The organism is Microcoleus sp. PH2017_35_SFW_U_B (assembly GCF_020737865.1).
GTDB lineage: Bacteria > Cyanobacteriota > Cyanobacteriia > Cyanobacteriales > Microcoleaceae > Microcoleus.
This window is the reverse complement of record NZ_JAEQDE010000034.1, coordinates 16,599-35,128: the sequence shown is the minus strand read 5'-3', so window position 1 is coordinate 35,128 and position 18,530 is coordinate 16,599. Positions and strand designations below refer to the sequence as shown.

Annotated in this window: 13 protein-coding genes; 8 read left to right on the top strand and 5 right to left on the bottom strand. The window is 41.5% G+C overall.

The features are described from left to right. Positions 1-126 precede the first annotated feature (126 nt). From JGK36_RS08825 to JGK36_RS08810, 4 genes are read left to right on the top strand one after another with little or no spacing between them, the layout of a single operon-like run. Positions 127-3,147 (top strand): hypothetical protein, encoded by a 3,021-nt coding sequence (locus JGK36_RS08825; protein WP_293189917.1) that lies wholly within the window; start codon positions 127-129, stop codon positions 3,145-3,147. Next, a complete protein-coding gene (locus JGK36_RS08820; RefSeq protein ID WP_293189919.1) occupies positions 3,144-6,773 on the top strand; it encodes a helicase-related protein in 3,630 nt (1,209 codons plus the stop codon). The genes JGK36_RS08825 and JGK36_RS08820 overlap by 4 nt, the downstream gene beginning before the upstream one ends. Before the next feature lie 17 nt (positions 6,774-6,790). Then, positions 6,791-9,805 (top strand): hypothetical protein, encoded by a 3,015-nt coding sequence (locus tag JGK36_RS08815; protein WP_293183471.1) that lies wholly within the window; start codon positions 6,791-6,793, stop codon positions 9,803-9,805. 33 nt (positions 9,806-9,838) lie between these two features. Further along, on the top strand, positions 9,839-10,297 hold the full coding sequence (locus JGK36_RS08810) for a peroxiredoxin (RefSeq protein WP_293183473.1): 459 nt from the start codon (positions 9,839-9,841) through the stop codon (positions 10,295-10,297). A gap of 104 nt (positions 10,298-10,401) precedes the next feature. Here JGK36_RS08810 and raiA read toward each other — a convergent pair whose 3' ends face one another. Further along, positions 10,402-11,055, bottom strand: a complete 654-nt coding sequence (gene raiA / locus JGK36_RS08805) for a ribosome-associated translation inhibitor RaiA (RefSeq protein WP_293183475.1) — start codon at positions 11,053-11,055, stop codon at positions 10,402-10,404. 151 nt (positions 11,056-11,206) lie between these two features. Between raiA and lipB the strand changes: the two genes are divergently transcribed. Continuing rightward, entirely contained in the window at positions 11,207-11,980 is a 774-nt protein-coding gene (gene lipB, locus JGK36_RS08800) for a lipoyl(octanoyl) transferase LipB (protein ID WP_293183477.1), read from the top strand. 210 nt (positions 11,981-12,190) lie between these two features. Here the strand turns inward: lipB and JGK36_RS08795 are convergent, their stop codons facing one another. Together JGK36_RS08795 and JGK36_RS08790 are read right to left on the bottom strand one after the other, a co-directional pair. Beyond that, a complete protein-coding gene (locus JGK36_RS08795) occupies positions 12,191-12,742 on the bottom strand; it encodes a single-stranded DNA-binding protein (protein ID WP_293183479.1) in 552 nt (183 codons plus the stop codon). A 253-nt stretch (positions 12,743-12,995) separates the two neighbouring features. Then, positions 12,996-15,539 (bottom strand): mannose-1-phosphate guanyltransferase, encoded by a 2,544-nt coding sequence (locus JGK36_RS08790; RefSeq protein ID WP_293183481.1) that lies wholly within the window; start codon positions 15,537-15,539, stop codon positions 12,996-12,998. A gap of 89 nt (positions 15,540-15,628) precedes the next feature. On the opposite strand from JGK36_RS08790, the gene JGK36_RS08785 reads away from it, so the two are divergent. After that, positions 15,629-15,769: a hypothetical protein gene (locus JGK36_RS08785; RefSeq protein WP_293183483.1), complete on the top strand. Its 141-nt coding sequence runs from the start codon at positions 15,629-15,631 to the stop codon at positions 15,767-15,769. A 106-nt stretch (positions 15,770-15,875) separates the two neighbouring features. Here JGK36_RS08785 and JGK36_RS08780 read toward each other — a convergent pair whose 3' ends face one another. After that, positions 15,876-16,139, bottom strand: a complete 264-nt coding sequence (locus JGK36_RS08780; protein WP_293183485.1) for a hypothetical protein — start codon at positions 16,137-16,139, stop codon at positions 15,876-15,878. Between the two features lie 19 nt (positions 16,140-16,158). Between JGK36_RS08780 and JGK36_RS08775 the strand changes: the two genes are divergently transcribed. Further along, complete coding sequence (locus JGK36_RS08775) at positions 16,159-16,356, top strand: hypothetical protein (protein WP_293149854.1); 198 nt, start codon at positions 16,159-16,161, stop codon at positions 16,354-16,356. Positions 16,357-16,367: 11 nt separating this feature from the next. Here JGK36_RS08775 and JGK36_RS08770 read toward each other — a convergent pair whose 3' ends face one another. After that, positions 16,368-17,582, bottom strand: a complete 1,215-nt coding sequence (locus tag JGK36_RS08770) for a transposase (RefSeq protein ID WP_293183487.1) — start codon at positions 17,580-17,582, stop codon at positions 16,368-16,370. Between the two features lie 122 nt (positions 17,583-17,704). Here JGK36_RS08770 and JGK36_RS08765 point away from each other — a divergent pair, with 122 nt between their 5' ends. Further along, positions 17,705-18,442 carry a class I SAM-dependent methyltransferase gene (locus JGK36_RS08765; RefSeq protein ID WP_293183489.1) on the top strand — a complete coding sequence of 246 codons (738 nt, stop codon included), beginning with the start codon at positions 17,705-17,707 and terminating at the stop codon, positions 18,440-18,442. Positions 18,443-18,530: the final 88 nt, after the last annotated feature.

The following is an 18,530-nucleotide window of genomic DNA, read 5'->3' as shown; positions in this document are numbered from 1 at the left end:
AGCGACAGAGAAATTAAGAATTGTTTGGCTAGTAAATACAGAAATCAACTTGCTTGACTAATGAATCAATGTGGGCTAACATAGCTGAATTGCATAAGTTGTCAAGCGGTGCGAGGAGGTTGCAGAGTGAATACCCTAAGAACAACAGGCGGGGATTTAGTTGCCGTTGACTGTGGTGACTTATTGGACAAGATTTTAGCAATTTTAGAGAAGCCGGAGACTCAGAATCCATTTAAGATACATGGTAATTGCGATCGGTTAATCATCGACATTGACAGCATCGCCGAAGCAGTCGCAGGTTTGGGAGTAGAAAATCCTTTAGGTGCTTCCGAACGCGGTGCTCGTACCGCCACAGTCAACTTTACTCCCGGCTTCAAAGAACGCTTTCCCAATCAAATTACCAAAATCAAAAATAGTTTAAAAACTCGACTGGAATCTGCAATTAATCAACAAAACCCACAGCTTGCGATCGAACAATTTGTTGCCAACTTAATTACAGATTTGGAAAAGTTTAAAAATAATTATGCCAATTTAGACTTTAGCTATCCCTTTGGCAAATATTCCGGGTTGCAAAAGCAGCGATTGAGTATCACAAAAAATCCTAGCAGCAAAGAACTGCTAAAATTTCACAAACTAACTATCACCGTTGGAAATACCAGTACATTTAACACCGAGCTAAAACAAGGCTTAGGAAATTATATCAAATCTCAGTTTGCTAGCGCTAGTGAGAGCGATCGCGACGAATTAGATTTTATTCTTCAAGATTTAGAAGAAGATGCCAAATCAGATTTCTACAGACTCAAAGAATTTGTAGATATCGAAACTATCGGCAAACTCAAAAAGCAAGCACAGATATGTTATCTAGAATTTCTGCAAGACAACATTAGCACCAGCAATAACCCATTCAATGCCGAGGGTTTAATTTATTTAAAAGTCCTAATTCAGCGTCTCAAACAGATTGATGAATATATAGTCAAAAATGCCGATGGCGATTACTTAGTGAACTATGCCGGCACTGACTTGAACTATGCAGATGCTTTTGCTCGTGCTGAAGCCTTTGATATGTTGCCAATTATTCCCAAAATAGAAGGATATTTAGGAGAAACCAAAGACGAAAACAAAGGAGATATCCAGTTTATTTTTGGACTCAAGCTTAAGTTTAATAACCCAGTTCAAGCCTATGGCGGCAAAACAGTCTTTGAGTATTACCTCAATCTGCTTGACCCTGAAAGTGAGGAACATAAAGCCGAACTTGCCGACCCTGCTAGAAAAGAGATTTTCGCCAGAAAGCTATTGAAGTTAGTATTTTTGTACTACTTCGTTTTTGCCGCAAAAGACCCGTCATCAGAGGGTTATACAATTAACTCAGACTTAGAATACGATCCAATTCCAGTATTTGAGGAAAAAGTATTAAAAATCTTCAAAGGTTCTGATGAAGTATCAAAGCAAAAACTTTTGCGAGGGATCAAAAAAGGTTTTGAACAATATAATGTTGCCTCTAAAATAGACACTCTCAAGAATCTCCTACAAAAAATTCTGAAACACAAGCATTCACCGAAAGAATTTCCGCTTCACATTTCGGTCAGAAAAAACATTTTAGATAATAGTATCAACAATATTTCTACAACCTCTACATTTTTCAAGCCTGAGCTACGAACCAAGCCCAAAGAAGTATTAAAATATATAGCTATTGGTCAAGCAAAGGCTAGTGAAAATTCCCTATGTACTCTCACAGCTAAAATCGCAATTAGTGATGTTCATTATTTTGCTAGTGACGACCTACAAAGCTTTAGTATGGAGTATGATGTCACAGGTGTAAAAGCTCTGCCAGTGTTGCTGAGACCAACTGAGCAACAGTGTACAACTATATATAATCGGTTTTATCAACAGCGTAAGCTAGTCGAATTTACCTACAGTCTTGCTAGCAACAAATGGGATAATAAAAAAAGTTTTGTGTATCGATTTACCTTCGATATACTTGCCTATACTTGCCTCAAACTGTTATTGGAAAAACAGAGTAGATTATTCATTCCCATACTGCGACTGCAACTGAGCAATCAACAGTCAGATTCGCCCGTAGAAGAGTTCATGCGTTCTTTATCTAAAAGGTTATCGCATTTACTAAATGAAGAACATCGTTCTAATTCTCAGGGTATTGATATCAGAAATATAGAATACAAAGCTCCCAATGTAATGAGTTCTCTATATTCTGTATTGCCTAAAAAGTTTACCTTTGCCAAGCAGTCAGATTCTCCAAAAGAACTCGACAAACTGGCTATAGTTATAGTTTCCAGTCGCGAGAGTGATGCTAGGTGGAATAGCAACCAAAAGCTATCGAATTTGCAAGGAGAAATTGTCGGTGCAATTCGTCAAAAAGATGGTTCTGTCAGGCTACAATTGCTCAAAACCTTCTCGGAAACCTACGAACACGAACAGATGTTTAAAGAACCCACTGTGGTGCGAGATGAAATAGGGAAAGTTTACAAATTGGGATTCAGACACTTTCTCTACATAGCCAAAGCTCCCTATTCTAGTACCTTGCACATGACACAAAAAGAAGATGCTTTATTTTTCATGTCGAAAGATGTGATTAAATATTTTAAAGAAAACTACAATGATATCAAAATTTACCCGATGTTTTTTGACAAATACTATGCAGTTAAACTGTCAGAAAGATTGGGAGTAAATTCTTTATACATTCAGGATACATTGGAGTTAACCGCTTTAGTCAAAGACCCCAGCAAACGCTCTGTGGTATTTTTTAATTTGTTTAATGGTTTGGTAGTCGGCTCAGAAGCAGAACGTAATTATAGGGGTGTAATTTCCTATGCCACCTTGTTAAATATTTATCAAGATATACTGGATGATGAACATATCCATCAAGGATTGATTTCTAATACTCAATTAAAAAATGACATTTTGCAGTATTTGACCTTGTTCCACTTTTCTCGCTACGAAAAAGCAAGTGGTAAAAACGCTCAAATTAGTTTTAAATTAGACCCCTACGAAAACCTGATAGGAGATCAGTCTGTAGGTAAACTATCTCTCTACAAGCATATGGGAGGAGTTGCAGAGTTTAATGCCTTGGCATTTTTGACTAAAGTTAAAGAAGTTTTAAATACACCAACAGGAGGCACGCAGTCATGAAATCTAAAATAGCAGAAGATTTGGGGCGTTTGTTTGAAGTTGGGTTTAATATTGGGATTCTTGCTTGTATTAAAGAGAAGCAAATTAAGCATAACTTTGGAAACTTGTACCTTCAGGAATTGCAGGAGTTAAAATTCCCGAAGATGCTGAGAAAAATCACCGATAAAATAACCAGTCCCCTGGAAAGAAAGATGGCTGAAAAGTGGAGTACATTTTTCCTACAAAAAGGCTTTCTATCAGGTTTAAACTTTTTTCGAGAGTACCTACAATCTACAGGTTGGAATGAGACAAATAAACTACGACATTTGGAAATTTTGTATTACCAATCCTGTTTTTGCGATGAGAGCAGTATTGGTACTTACGCTAAAGGTTATGAACAGTGGTGTGGAGAAGTTATATCTCAATTTGACCAGATTGATAATATTTCTCAATATATTGGAAGTTACAAAGGGAAAGGCGAGTTTCTGAGAGCTGATACTCTAATATTCCTACGATATGGTAGGCAATTTAGAATTTTGTGTGTAGATTTGTCGGTGTTTTCGATTAGGACATCTGAGGATGTGACGAATCTGGACTATTTGGAGATTATTCGGCGTTTGTTGAGACGAGATATTAACTATTTGCGCTCAAAAAGTGTGTTTTCTAAACTTCGCATAGATACTGAAAGTTGTGATGTTGAATTTTCGGAAGGTTTGAAGAGCTATTTTACTGCTTTTAAGTATGATGATAAGGAGAGTGCTAAATCAATTCAAGCTGGCGGTTATGCTTATAGTTTTTATCAATTTCTCCGAGAAATAGGGATACTTGCTGAGGATTCGCGACTAATATTTAATGCGGTGGGATATAGCGATCGCGGAATTAGCACTATGTCTGTCCGCCCCGAAAATTTAGATGTTTTGAAAACTTGTTACTCGATTTATAAGTATGATTCGAGTCCTCAAGAAATCGTCGATGCCCGCAAATTAGTTTTAAATAAAATCAAGCGGAGTGCTTGCTACAGCTTCGATCAAGGAAAAAAGCTTGTTGACGATATATTAGCAATGTCTGCGGATAAAATCAATGTTGTGCGCCACCCAGAGCGACTTGAGGGGTTTGTCAATTCAGCAGGAATTGTGCCGGATGAATTGATGCAGCAGTTGGGATTGAGCGGAGGTTTGAGTTTGCGGAATGCTCACGCTAAGCTAATTGAAAAAGCCCTGGAATCTGCTGCTACTTATATCTTTTTGACTGGAAATCCTGGTATTGGGAAGACGACTGCGATCGCCAAATTTCTCACAGATCATGTAAACGATGGATTTCTATTCTTTTATGTCAGTCCCAGGAAGCAGGTAAATCTGGATATTATCGACAAGTTCAAAAAACCTGGTACTGAGGATTTATGGAATGATAAAATATTAGCAATTAATACCTATAGCGATTTAATTAAAGATAGCGGTCATAAATATACTGTCCAGTATCTCTCGAATCAACGGCATGGAAAATTTGGATTACAAGTTGTTAATTTTCAAGATAGCAGAGAAACTAAGCGTCAAAATAGGCGATCGGACCGACTCAAGAGACAAACAGAAAATGTAATTGAAGATGGTGGACGGAATACTAAGGGCGTACTTAACAGCATTTGTGAAGCCATTTCTACCCTGATTGATACTAAAGATTTCAACAATATTGTCGCGACTGTTTCCATCCAATCTTTAAAGAAAACTGATGCGGGCGATACATTAAAACATTTTGAAAAAATTTTTAGGAATGCTTACAACACAAAGCTAGGTGAAGTGCTTCCCGATCGCATGAAAGACATCTCCAGTCGCATCAAGCATTTGTTTATCATGATCGATGAGATTACGGGAGACGAGGGAGGTGTAGAATTCTTAAATGGCATCAACAATATCCTCAACACCTATGAATTGAAAAATAATGCTCACGGGTTTAATACAAAGGTGATCGTTGCAGATGCTTCTATCGTTGACAAAGCTGTAATTAGCCAACACCTAAGCGATACCTCTGCTGAACCGGATAAAATCTATTTTCGGAAAGCTAAAAATCCAGGTTCGCCTCTGTCAGTGGAGAATTTTAAGTTTAAAGATACTGACGCAACTGTGATTAACACTAACTCCTATCCTGCTAAAAGCTTAAGCATAACATACAAAGTTTTCATTGAATCTTGCAAGTTTAGTGAAGATACTTTGCTAGATAGAGAAACTGATTTAACCAAGACAGTACAAGGCGAAATTTTACAAGATATAGAAGCCCTGTTACAACGCTCTGATGTTGAACAAGTGATAGTTTATATTCAAGATAAACAAAAACTGGGTAATTTGATAGACAAGATTAGAGAACATCGGGGTAAGTTTGAAAAAGGGACAGATTATATCGAAATACACGCTAATATTGGTGAGGAGGAAAAAGAGTTAGTTCAAAAATGGAAAAAAGATGCGAAAGTAGTATTTATGACTGCTTCAGGTAGTCGCGGGCTATCTTTTCCCAAGGCAAAACACATTTTGGTTGAGATTCCGAGGTTTGAAATAGAGAAAAATCTGATGGAATTGATTCAGGTAATTTATCGGGGGCGCGGAAAGGATGAGATTGATAATCAGGACAAAGAATTGATTTTCTATTTGGGCGATCGGGTAGTGTATTTTGAAGATAATAAAGAGATATCGATACAGGAAAGTAAACTGAGTCTTTTAAATATTCTGTTGATTTTGAAAGCATCTATAATGACGCGAATTTATGGTTGCGGGCAAATTGGTTCAGATAAGTTTATCATCATACCCATCGGCGGTAAGTCTGTGTTTGCTGCTGGTGAAACATTCTCATCCCAAATGAAAAACTTAATCGATAAGTTGAAGAGCGAGCACAGGAAGAATAGGAGCGATCGGCGTTTACCACAAGTCTATGATAGTCTAGAAGATTTACTCGGTCAAGCTGATTTTACACTGAGAGAGAATGTTGAGTCTAATAGTAAATCTCAGACTTCATATCTTTCGCAGCGTGATTTTTTCAACAATGGATTTTCCCAGTTAGTAAGTGAAAGTTTCGAGAAGTTATTGAATCTGAATAACTTGGAAATGGGATATATGAGTGGCGGTTTGTTAGTTGTACCGATCGCATCGCAAACTTTGGAAGAAACCTACATTATGCCTCTGGCAACAATAGCCAAAAATGCTAATAGTGAACTTTGGCATAATATGCAGATAATTAGTTATGCTAGTGCTTATTCAGAGGATTTACAATTTGCGATTAAAGATGCGATGGAGTTAGTAAAAGAACTAACAAACTCTGTTGATAAGACACAGAGATTTGAGCAAAGCAGTCAGCGCAAGGATCGGTATTATGCCTTACCATTATTTGCGTTTATTGCTGGGGAAGTATTCAGGGAATATTTTGCTAGTAACCCCCAAGAACAGAAATATCAAGATTTTAGAAATATCTTGACTCAATATATTAAGGCGCTGTATCCTGTTGGTAATGTTTTGCCTATAGGAGATAAATATCAAGATTTCCCATTTGTTGTATTTAGAAGCTACAGTTTAGAACAGATTAGGGAAAAGATATTTACGGATAAGTATCTTTTGAGTTCCAATGAGTTGAATGTACTCAATTTGGTTTTGTCTAAGGAAATCTGACATCGGGGGTTGACAGGGTGAACGTTTTAAGATTAGATGATAGCGATTTAGTAACGGTAGATTATGGCGATTTGCTGGACAAAATTTTAGAAGTTTTGCAGGGAAATAACCCATTTAGCATTTCGGGCGATCGCAAACGTTTGCTAATAGATATTGATACACTTGCTAATCAAGTCGCTACTTGCAAAGAAGTACAAAATCCTTTGGGTAATTGTGAGAATCAAGCAGATTATGCTACGGTGAATTTCTTACCGGAAGTTGAGGTGCGCTTTCGGAGTCAAGTTAGGGAAATTGAGGCTTGTTTGCGCCGAAAAGTACAATCTGTTTTGGGAGATAGTGTTACAATTGACCAATTTGTAGTTAGTTTAATTAGTCCGCTAGAGTCTTTTAAAGGTAAGGGAACTCAGTTAGGTTTAAGGTATGACTTTGATAATTTCTATAAAGATTTACAGAAACAGAAGCTGAGTTTGGAATGCTTAGACTCTAATTATGATTCGCTGCTAAAGTTTCATAAAGTAACTATTTCGATCCGCAATGTAGATATTTTCCAAGAAGAATTGCAAGCAGGTTTAAAGAGTTATATTGCTGAAAATACTGGAAATCAAGAGGAGAAGGAAGAACTTAATTTCCTGCTTGAAGAAATGGTAGAAAATGAAACTTCTGATTTTCACCGACTGATTAGAGTTGTGGATCGGGAAACTCTGGGACAACTGAAGAAAGAAGCGAAAATTACTTACTTGGAGTATCTTTTAGAAAATATTGATTCAACTACAGAAAATAGGCGAGGTTTGATTTATCTCCAAGATTTAATCCGGCGTTTGAGGTTAATAGAAGGATATATCAACGATGTCAATAAACCTGATGGTGACTACTTGGTTAGCTATCAGAAAACTCCGGTTAATTACAAAGATATGTTTTCGCGATCGGAAGCTTTCGATTATTTACCGATCGTTCCGATTATAGCAGGTAGTCTGGGAGAAACTACGGATGATGCTGGGGGCGATCGCCAATTTATTTTTGGCCTCAAACTCAAGTTTGGCAATCCTGTGCAATCGCGGGGAGGCGATCGGGTATTCGACTACTATCTTAATTTGTTAAATCCCGACAGCGAGGAACATCTCGCCGCTTTGGAGGAACCAGCCAATCATGAAACCTTCTTCCGCAAGGCATTAAAAACAGCATTTTTGTATCACTTTGTCTTTGCATCATCTCAAAACCCCCTAGCAGCCGATTACAACCCAGAATTAGAATTAGAATACGATCCGATCGCAGGATTTGAGCGAGTAGTTTTACCGATATTACAAAGTTCTAACGAAGAGCATAAAAAGGTGCTTTTTTGCAAATTTTTTAAGCGTTTTCAAGAAATTAATGTCGATTATAAAATTAACTGTCTTAAGCAATTACTGCAAAAATATATCTTAGATAAAACTATTTTATCACCTCGCACAGAATCGCGACTGATTTCGATCAAAAGAGGTCTGCTTCACAATATAGATCGTATCTTAACAACCGGAAAATTTTTCAATGAGGTTGTGGGGCGCAATCCGAAGGAAACACTTCAGTATATTTCTGTGGAAAAACCTAATGTTAATCAAAGAGCAATTTGTCAATTACCAGTCTGTATTAAAATTGAAGATATTCGCTATTTTTCAACTGATGAATCCCAAAGTTTCAGCATGGAATACAATATTAAAGGTATTAAGGCTTTACCAGTGTTTTGGATTCCTAAAGCCGATCGCTCTAGAGATGTTTTTTATAAAAGTTTTCAGCATAAATCCGTGGTTTTTCCCTACAACAACCGACGTTTAGACAGCAATGGAGGCTTGCAAAGACAAGCAACGTTTGTTTACAAGTTTGCTATTTCGCTGATGTCATATATTTCCCTAGGAATCTTGTTACAAAAATTACCCAATAATTTATTTGTGCCGATGGTAAGACTTCACGAAGGCTACCACGAAAACCCTTCGCCTTCAGAAAAATTTATGGCATACCTTTCTAAAGTATTATCTCACATTTTGAGCGAAAAACACCGATCGAATTCCCAAGGATTTCGCATTCTGGGTGACAAGTATCATTTGACAGCCAAAAATGGTTTGAGTTCCCTGTATTCAATCCTGCCTAAAAAGTTTCGATTTAACAATGTACAGTTATCTCCAGAATTGGATAATTTAGCAATTATTACAGTATCGACTAGGGATAGCGATGGGAAAAATGGCGGGAGGCGCGATCGCAGAAAAGCCTGTTTTTTTGGCGAAGTCACCGGAATTAGGTGTCAAGAAGATGGTACTATTCAGGTGGGAATGCTGAAAACTTTCTCGGAAAATTACAGCCTTCAGCGTCTTTATACTCAGCCTTTAATTCTCGCAGATATTGTTAGTCAGTTATATAATAGAGGGTATCGAAAATTTTTATATATATCTCAAGCACCTTATATGAGTACGCTGCATATTACTCAAAATGATGGAGATGATAAATTATTTTTTATGTCGAAAGATATCATCCGAGTTTTGAAAGGAGAACGGGAAGATGTTAGGATTTACCCGGTATTTTGTGACAAATATTATGTACATAGTCCCAAACAGCATCGGGGAGAATCTTTTTATATTCAAGATACAGCAGAGCTTGCCGAGTTGTTTTCGGATAGGAGGAAACAAGCTATTGTGTTTTTTAATTTGTTTAACGGGATTAAAGTTGAACAAGGGGATAAGAACTTTTATAATGGAGTGATTTCCTATTCGACGCTATTGAATATTTATGAAGGTATCCTAGACGATGAAGATATTCGTCAAGGTTTGATTTATGATGGTATAATTAAAGATACTTTGCTACACTATTTGACAATATTTCACTTTTCTCGGTACGAAGCTCGTCAAAAAATCAGTCTCAAGTTAGATCCGTTCGATCGCATTATTGGCAATGACTCAGTTGGTGCTTTATCTGAATTCACTCACGCTGGTGGTAGTGCTACTTTTAATTCGCTGGCTTTTTTGAATAAGGTAAGAGAAGTATTGAACGTAACTGAGACTGTATAATAATCAATAAACAAAACACTCACTTAAATAAATATGACTGTCAAAGTAGGAGACATCGCACCGGATTTTAGCTTATTATCTCAAACTGGCTCATCAGTCAGTCTCAAGGATTTTAAAGGCAAAAAAAATGTCATCGTCTACTTTTACCCCAAAGATGACACGCCCGGATGTACTGCGGAAGCTTGCGCTTTTCGTGATAGTTATGAAGTTTTCAAAGACGCAGGTGCAGAAGTAATTGGGATTAGCGATGATTCGCAGCAGTCTCACCAAAAATTTGCTACCAAATATCAGTTACCTTTCACATTGTTGAGCGATACTGGCAATAAAGTGCGGCAATTGTACGGGGTTCCAGCTACCATGTGGATTATGCCCGGTAGAGTCACTTACGTCATTGACAAACAAGGTGTTGTCAAGCATATTTTTGACTCAATGCTGGATTTTAAGGCGCACGTTGCTGAGTCTCTCAAAACTTTGGAAGGTATTAAAGGTTAGATATGATTGGATCGGATTGATTTAACCGCAGAGAGCGCAGAGAACACAGAGGAAGAGTAAGACAAAGAGAGGAATTTAGTCCTCTCTTTGCTATTAGCAATTATCTAACCTTTCGCAGCACCTGATTTTTCATGTGCTACGTTGTGGGCGGTTTTGCCATTCTTACTATTACCGTGGCCGTTAGCATTGCGAGGCTGGATAACTCCATAGCCGCTTTGACTCTTGCGTTCGTAAAGCACATTAATTTCGCCTGTTTCTGCATTCTGAAACATATAGAAATCGTGGTCGATAATCTGCAATTGTTCTAAAGCTTCTTGCACAGTCATTGGAGGCATGGCAAAATACTTTGTCCGTACTACTTCGGGTGGAAGTTCGGGAGTTCGATCGCCAATCAAATCTGCTACTACAGGATGTTCTTCAACTGCCGTAACCGTTTTGGCACTACTCTGGGTCTTGTTGTCGTGGCGTTTTTCCTTAAATTTCCGCAGTTGACGAGCTATCTTGTCTGCGACCAAATCGATGCTAGCATACAGGCTTTCCGTGCTTTCCTCAGCCCGAATCACGCTGCCGTTAGCATAGATAGTCACCTCAGCAGTCTGCTTAGGATTGATCCTGGGGTTACGAGCCACCGATAGATGGATATCCACTTCCGTCGTCAAAGTTTGAAAATGGCTAACTGCCTTTTCAACTTTTTGATTGACGTACTCGCGAATGGCATCGGTGATTTCTATATTTTTACCCTGGATAACAAGCTTCATAGAGCTCCCTCCCTTCTGTAACGTGGGTATAGTTTATACAATAGCACTATGTATTCTAGAAAACACTTATCTTCCAAATCTTTTTTCATATGTTGACAATTCTTGATTTTAACTGCGTAAATATTCCGTAAAAACACTGTTGATTTTTTTCATGATTTCCCCTCTCATTCATCAACCTGCGATCCCCGAACCGTGCTTGCTCCTCGATTGGGGACAAGTACCCTACTCCCAAGCTTGGGAAATCCAGCAAAAACTGGTGCAAGAGCGCCGGGACAATCCAGATTTGCCTGATGTGCTGATTTTGCTGGAACATCCGCCGGTTTATACTTTGGGGCTGGGATCGAAGTTGGAATTTCTGAAGTTTGACCCGAGCCAAACTCATGCGGAGTTGCACCGAGTTGAGCGGGGCGGGGAGGTGACTTACCATTGTCCTGGCCAGTTGGTGGGCTATCCTATTTTAAATTTGCGCCGCCACCAGCAGGATTTGCACTGGTATTTGCGGCAGTTGGAGGAAGTGCTTTTGGGAGTGCTGGAAGTTTGCGGGCTGAAGGGTTCGCGGGTTCCGGGAATGACTGGGGTTTGGGTGGATGGGTGCAAGGTGGGTGCGATCGGCATTAAAGTCAGTCGCTGGATTACGATGCACGGTTTTGCTTTGAATGTTTGCCCGGATATGGCAGGTTTTGGGCAAATTGTACCTTGCGGGATTCCCGATCGACCGATTGGTAGTTTAGAGCAGTTTATTCCGGGGATTGAGGTCGATCGAGTTAGGGCGATCGTTGTTGCTGAGTTTGCTCGCGTTTTTGGGGTGGAAATTGTGCGATCGGATCGGGAAATTGTGCGATCGGATCAAACGGCGGTTGAAACCGCGTCTACAAACGATGACGTACGGTTGAAACCGCGTCTACAAACCAAGACGTACGGTTGAAACCGCGTCTACAAACGATGACGTACGGTTGAAACCGCGTCTACAAAAACGAAGTCTGCCTCCGCAGACTGAAGAAAATAACGTAAATTTAACCACCCGTTTTTCAACCCGCGGAGGCGGGTTTTGCCTGTGTAGACGCGGTTTCAACCGCCGTCGGATCTATTCGCCGTCGGATCTATTCGCCGTCGGCTCTTAAAACGGAATCGGCTCTTAAAACGGAATCGGATCGTAATCTGGATTGTCAGCTTCGCTTGAGGAACCAGGCTTGCGATCGGACTCAGAAGACTGATGCGAGTTCCAATCAGAACTAGACGGGCGGTTAGCAGGGGCTGGAGCGCTGTTAGAACTGCGACCTCGGGAACTCATGGGAACGACATTGCTCGGCACATTAGCCGGGGCGGTGTCGCGAATTTGAGCGGGTTCGGGGGCGGTTCTAGCTGCGGGTGCAGCGCTCATCGCATCGGCGCCGAGAGTGTAAATTCTTTGGGCTGTCAGTTCAGCGCGCTTTTCTTTGATACCATCTCTGTCGATCGTATTCATACCCAGCCGCCCTTCAATAATCACGCGATCGCCCTCGCGATATTTGTCGTGAATTTCTTGAGCTAAATTGCCCCATCCTATCACCTTCAAATGTTCTGGCGGATCTTCAGGTCTCGACCCTGGAAACTGCACCAGCATCTCAGCGATTTGAAGTTGATTGTCTGGAGTATAACGGAGTTGCGGTTGTTGAATTATTTCCGCCATTAAAATGCAGCTATTCATAACTTAAATGGGAATTGGGAATTGGGAATTGGGAATTGGGCATTGGGCAAAGAGGGAATTGGGCAAAGAGGGAATTAGTCATTGGGAAAGCGAGGGTTTGTAGTGAGGACTTTAGTCCTCTCTTTATATATGAATTAATAAGGACTAAAGTCCTTACTAAGAACTGAATTATCGTTGCATAACCGGACATAATATAATACCCGATTACCCATTACCGATTACCCATTCCCAATTCCCAATTCCCAATTCCCAATTACCCATTACCAAATTTATCTTGTCGAACCGCCTCTTCGCTTTGGGTCACAAAATCGTGAACGAGGGCGCGGTACTCTTTCAAAGTTTCAGATACCCAATCTCTGTCCTCGCTGTTGGCGAAGATATGAACGGTGGGTTCGCTAGCATCGGGCAAAACTAATACCCAATTGTCGTCGCTGTAGTTAAAAATCTTCACTCCATCTATTAATTCTAAACGATCGGGCGAATGAGTTTCTACCAAATGCCGCATGAGCGAACCTTTTACCGTCCAAGGACAGCGGACGCTGTAACTGCGGTGGGTGACGCGGGGAAGTTCCGCTTTGATCTGTCCGAGCGATCGCTCCTGAATCGTCATCATTTCTATCACTTTAGCAATGCAGAACATTCCGTCAAACCCCGGATGCAATTGCGGGAAAATAAAACCCATATTGCCGCTACCGCCCAAAACCACATTCGGGTTCCTGTTAGAGGCTTCCATCAATGCACTTGGGTTTGCCTTAGTGCGGATTACCTTGCTTTGATAGCGGCGGGCGATCGCCTCCACCGCAGAAGACGCATTCACCGGTACTACTACTGTACCTCTGGGATGGGAAGTCAGCATCAAATTTACCATCAGCGCCGTCAGCATTTCCCCACGAATCGCTATTCCCGACTCGTCTACCAAAATGAGCTGTTCGCCGTTCGCAGACACCTGCACGCCAAAATTAGCGCTGAGTGCTTTTACCACCCGGCCGAGTTGGTCGAGCAAATATTCCCGTTCTCCGTTGCTCAGAGAAGTCTGCTTGAGACTGGCATTGAGTACCACCGCATCACAGCCGAATTTGGCGAGCATTTGTGGCAGAATTGCTCCGGAAACCGCGTAAACGTAATCGATCACCACCTTAGAATTGCTGTAGCGAATTGCCTCAACATTCATCTGCCGCTCAAACATCCGGTTGTAAACGTCGAGTGCTTGGTTAAAGTACGACATATCTCCAATTTCGGGAATCAGAGCCCTGCGTAAATCTTCCTTAAAATAAGCGCCCTCGATTTTTTTCTCCGCAGCTTTAGTGATATTGATACCTTTGATATCGAAGAATTCAATTAAAATGTGGTCGGAGCGATCGGGCGAAATCCGAACGTGAATGCCGCCAGCAATTGAGATCGTAGACGAAACCGTGCGCGCGATCGGAATTGCCGTCGATTCCAAATTGACTACATTAATTCCCACCGACATCAAACCCGCAATCAAAGATCTCGAAACCATCCGCGAAATACTGCGCTGATCCCGAGAAACCGATACCGAAGCCCCTGGTTTCAAAGTTGAGCCGTAAGCCGCGCCCAATTTAACGGCAAATTCCGGGGTAATATCCACATTGGCCAGTCCTTGAACGCCCCGCTGGCCGAACAAATTCCGTTTAGCTTGTTCTCCCCAAATTAAATTTTGATTCAACAGAGCGCCGGATTCAATATTTTTGCTCGGCCAGACTCGCACGCTAGGGCCGACTTGCGCCTCTTCTCCGACAATGGACATTGAACCGACGACAGCACCTTCGAGGACGTGGGCGCGCCTGTCTACGCGGGTACTGCGGCAAATCACGCAGGCCCTGAGATGAGCATCTTCGCCGATAATTGCTCCATTCCAGACGATCGGACGTTTAATGTTAGCATCAGCCCCGACTGTCACATTATCTCCGATTACTGAACCCGCGTTAATTTTAACTCGGGCTCCAATTCGGCAATTGTTGCCGATCATGGCAGGTACTTCGACGATCGCGCTATCGTCAATAAAAGTATTTTGACCTACCCAAAGTCCCGATCGAACTTCGTCGTAGTAACTCAAATCCAGTTTGACCTTTCCCCGCAATGCGTCATACTGAGCTTCCCGGTAAACATCCAACTGGCCCACATCGCACCAGTAACCCTCCGCGATGTAACCGTACATCGGCTCGTTTTTTTCCAACAGCAGCGGAAACAAGTCTTTCGAGAAGTCGCACTCTTGATTTGCCGGCAGGTAGTCCAATACTTCCGGTTCTAAAATGTAAGTGCCGGTATTGACGGTATCGGAGAAAATTTCGCTGCTAGAAGGCTTTTCCAGAAAGCGACTGATCCGGTGATTTTCTTCCGTAATTACTACCCCGAATTCCATTGGGTTGGGAACGCGAGTTAAAATTAACGTAGCTTTGGATTTATTGCTGCGGTGAAATTTGATAGCTTCTGTCAAGTCGAAGTCTGTGATGCTATCGCCGCTGATGACCAGAAAAGTTCGATCGAGCAATTCCGCAATATTTTTGACACAACCAGCCGTACCCAGCGGTTGGTCTTCCTCCACAGCGTAGGTCATTTGAACGCCAAACTCGCTGCCGTCAGTAAAATATTCGCGCATGACATCGGGAAGGTAGTGCAGCGTCGCAATAATTTCCGTAATATTATGCCTTTTTAGCAAATTGATAATGTGTTCTGCGATCGGGCGATTCAGAATCGGCACCATCGGTTTAGGTAAATCGCACGTCAGAGGTCTGAGCCTCGTTCCCGACCCCCCAGCCATCAGCACAGCACGCATAAACAATCCTCCTTACTTAGAAACCTCTCTACCGTTATTGTCCGCTAGAAAAAGCTTGCCTGCTGTAACCTGTGGGGTACTAACTATCAGTGTTAATTATCTTTGAGTTATCCCACGTCTCAGAAATCCAGGAAGGAGAAGCCGTCGCCCAACAGCCACCGATTTCAACTTTTGGGTGGAAGCTGAGAAAGGGCGCGATAGAACTCCAATTTGTAGGGAATGTTGCGTAAATCCTCAGAATCATCGACTTTTGCCAGAAGTCGTTTCTTGCATCTTGCACCCTGAAAGGTATCTGCTTGGCTTTTATAGCAACCGCAGCCGACGACTGGACTGTTCTTAATTGCTGAAACCCTTGCTGAATATTGCTTCTTGTTTTTTCCTTCCTCCCTCTTCCTTCCTCCCTCTTCCTTCTTCCTTCTTCCTTCTTCCTTCTTCCTTCTTCCTTCTTCCTTCTGCTATATTTTTCAGTCTGTGGCGATCGGGGATTTTCAAGTCTCTAGCTGAAGGTAGAATTACAAGGGCGTATCTCTGCACCAGAGCAGTTGAAAAATGATAGATTAAGAATAGCGATACAGGCTCGCTGACGAAAAATCCAATCACTCGCTTAGGGGGTTATTTAATGGAACCGTTAATTGGATTAGTGTTGCTAGTCGCTTACGGCGGCGGTATTTGGAAATTTTGGAATGGTTTCGATCGCACTAATTTCGACAGAAGTTTTGCAAATAAGCTGAAACTGTCGCTGCTGTGGCCCGCGTTAATTTTTAATAAGCCTTACCGTCAAAACTTTACAAAAGCACTCAAAGGCTCTAGAAGTTGACACTCTCCGCTCTAAAGAGACGGGGATTCTTTCATCACAGGGAGCCTAGTAGCTTTACCCTCTGAAAGCATCTTGACGGTATGCCCTACCGCTGCAAGCCCACGCTGGACTACTACCTGCGCTGCTGCTACATCTCTATCTGCTTCATATCCACACTCAGGACATTGATGAATTCTTAAGCTCAAAGGCTTCTTTCCTGTATGAGTCTGGCACTGAGGGCAGGTTTGAGATGTACCATTTTTATCTACCTTTAATAAAAATACATCTTTCTTGAAACAAACATATTCCAGAATAGATAGAAATTGTCCAAATCCCGCATCTAGAGTGTGCTTGCAGAGCATCCCTTTTGCCATTGCTTTGACATTCAAATCTTCAGCAAATATCATTCCTGCTTGATTACAGAGATGATGGGCGGTTTTGAAATGGAAATCCTTCCTACTGTCACTGATATGTTGATGGTATCTTGCTACTTTTTTTTGAGCTTTTTGCCAGTTTTTTGACCCGATTCTTTTGCGACTGACTACTTTTTGCAGCGATTTCAGCTTGCGTTGAGCATCCACAAAGAATTTAGGTCTGGCAACTAGTTCATTATCGGAGGTAGCGAGAAATTTCTCTAAACCTAGATCGATTCCTAGGGCATAGCCATGAGGCATGGTAGTAGGGATACTTACATCTAGAGCTAAAGCTAACATGGCAAAGTATCCAGAGGCTCTTTTAACTATTCTGATTTGCTTGACTACAAAACCATCAGGGATAGGTCTAGAATCTCTGAACTTAACTAAGCCAATACTGGGTAGGTTAATCCTATTCCCGATTACTACGGTTTGATTAGGAGTAGGGAACAGGAAACTTCTGATTCTGCCTTTCTTCTTAAACCTCGGAAAGCCAAAACCTGATTCCCACATAGAAGTAAAGGCTTTCTCTAATTGCTTGAGAACTTGCTGCAATACTTGGGAGTGGACAGTTTTTAGCTCTGAATTACTTTGTCTAGCGGTGGTCAAAGATTTGCACTGCACGGCAAAGTTTGGTCTAGGGCTATCAACGGGAATAATGTATTCGGATTTTAGGCTACAGGCGTTGATTGCACATGACCTTGAGTTGTACCAGTCTTTCCGCTCTCTAAGAGCATAATTCCACACCTTGCGACAGACTTCTAACCAGTGGTCAAAGGTCTGAGATTGGGATGAAGTGGGTTCTAGTTTGTACTCGTAGGTCATGTTTAGCATATCTCTATAATAGCTTATCTAGGGCTAAGATGGTAGATAGAAATGGAATAGTGCAATAATTAAAAAATTAAAGCCGTCCTAGAAGGACGGGGCTTTAGACCCAATTTCTTGGTAATTAAAGAATGTCTAAAAAGTCGGAACGCCCAGCAGCAGGTCAAGAGCAGACTTGGTTTGCCAAAGACAAATCAGATAGCTGGCAAGCTTTACTATCGCAGGTTGCATCTCGGTTCGATCGCGAATATCGAGGAGAAGCATTCGCCTTACCCGAAGAAGTCGAAGCAATGCCGATTTTCCTCGAATCAGTCGCCGGAACACTGCAACAAAAAACAGTTTCTCCCTTCTGGAAACTTGCCAAACCCCAAAAAAATCAGCGCTGTTTAGATATTGGCTGCGGAGTCAGCTTTCTGATCTATCCTTGGCGGGATTGGGAAGCCCTTTTTTACGGTCAAGAAATCAGCAGCGCCGCCCGAGATGCCTTAAACGCTCGCGGCCCTCAACTTAATTCCAAGCTATTTAAAGGCGTAGAATTGGCTCCCGCCCATCGCTTAAATTACGAAGAGGATCAATTTGACTTGTGCATCGCCACAGGCTTTAGTTGCTATTTTCCCATAGATTATTGGGCTATTGTCATGGCAGAAGTGAAGCGAGTATTAAAACCAGGCGGTCATTTTGTGTTTGATGTCCTCAATCCCAATGCACCTCTAGCAGAAGATTGGGCAATTCTGGAAACTTATCGAGCAGGCGAAGTATTCTTAGAGACAATAGAAGACTGGGAAAAAATGATTAAAGTGGCAGGCGCTAAAGTAGTAAAAAAACAAAACGGCGACTTATTCCAAATGTATAAAGTCCAATACAATTGAGAGGGCATGGGGCATGGGGCATGGGGCATGGGGAATTGGGTGAAGCGGAGGGATTGGCCTTCCCAGGGCATGGGGCATGGGGCATGGG

What these genes read in the sequence shown, in the direction of transcription:
- raiA (WP_293183475.1), bottom strand. Translation starts at nt 11,055, where the DNA reads ATGAAGCTTGTTATCCAGGGTAAAAATATAGAAATCACCGATGCCATT.
- JGK36_RS08820 (WP_293189919.1), top strand. Translation starts at nt 3,144, where the DNA reads ATGAAATCTAAAATAGCAGAAGATTTGGGGCGTTTGTTTGAAGTTGGG.
- JGK36_RS08790 (WP_293183481.1), bottom strand. Translation starts at nt 15,539, where the DNA reads ATGCGTGCTGTGCTGATGGCTGGGGGGTCGGGAACGAGGCTCAGACCT.
- JGK36_RS08795 (WP_293183479.1), bottom strand. Translation starts at nt 12,742, where the DNA reads ATGAATAGCTGCATTTTAATGGCGGAAATAATTCAACAACCGCAACTC.
- JGK36_RS08770 (WP_293183487.1), bottom strand. Translation starts at nt 17,582, where the DNA reads ATGCTAAACATGACCTACGAGTACAAACTAGAACCCACTTCATCCCAA.
- JGK36_RS08775 (WP_293149854.1), top strand. Translation starts at nt 16,159, where the DNA reads ATGGAACCGTTAATTGGATTAGTGTTGCTAGTCGCTTACGGCGGCGGT.
- lipB (WP_293183477.1), top strand. Translation starts at nt 11,207, where the DNA reads ATGATTTCCCCTCTCATTCATCAACCTGCGATCCCCGAACCGTGCTTG.
- JGK36_RS08765 (WP_293183489.1), top strand. Translation starts at nt 17,705, where the DNA reads ATGTCTAAAAAGTCGGAACGCCCAGCAGCAGGTCAAGAGCAGACTTGG.
- JGK36_RS08810 (WP_293183473.1), top strand. Translation starts at nt 9,839, where the DNA reads ATGACTGTCAAAGTAGGAGACATCGCACCGGATTTTAGCTTATTATCT.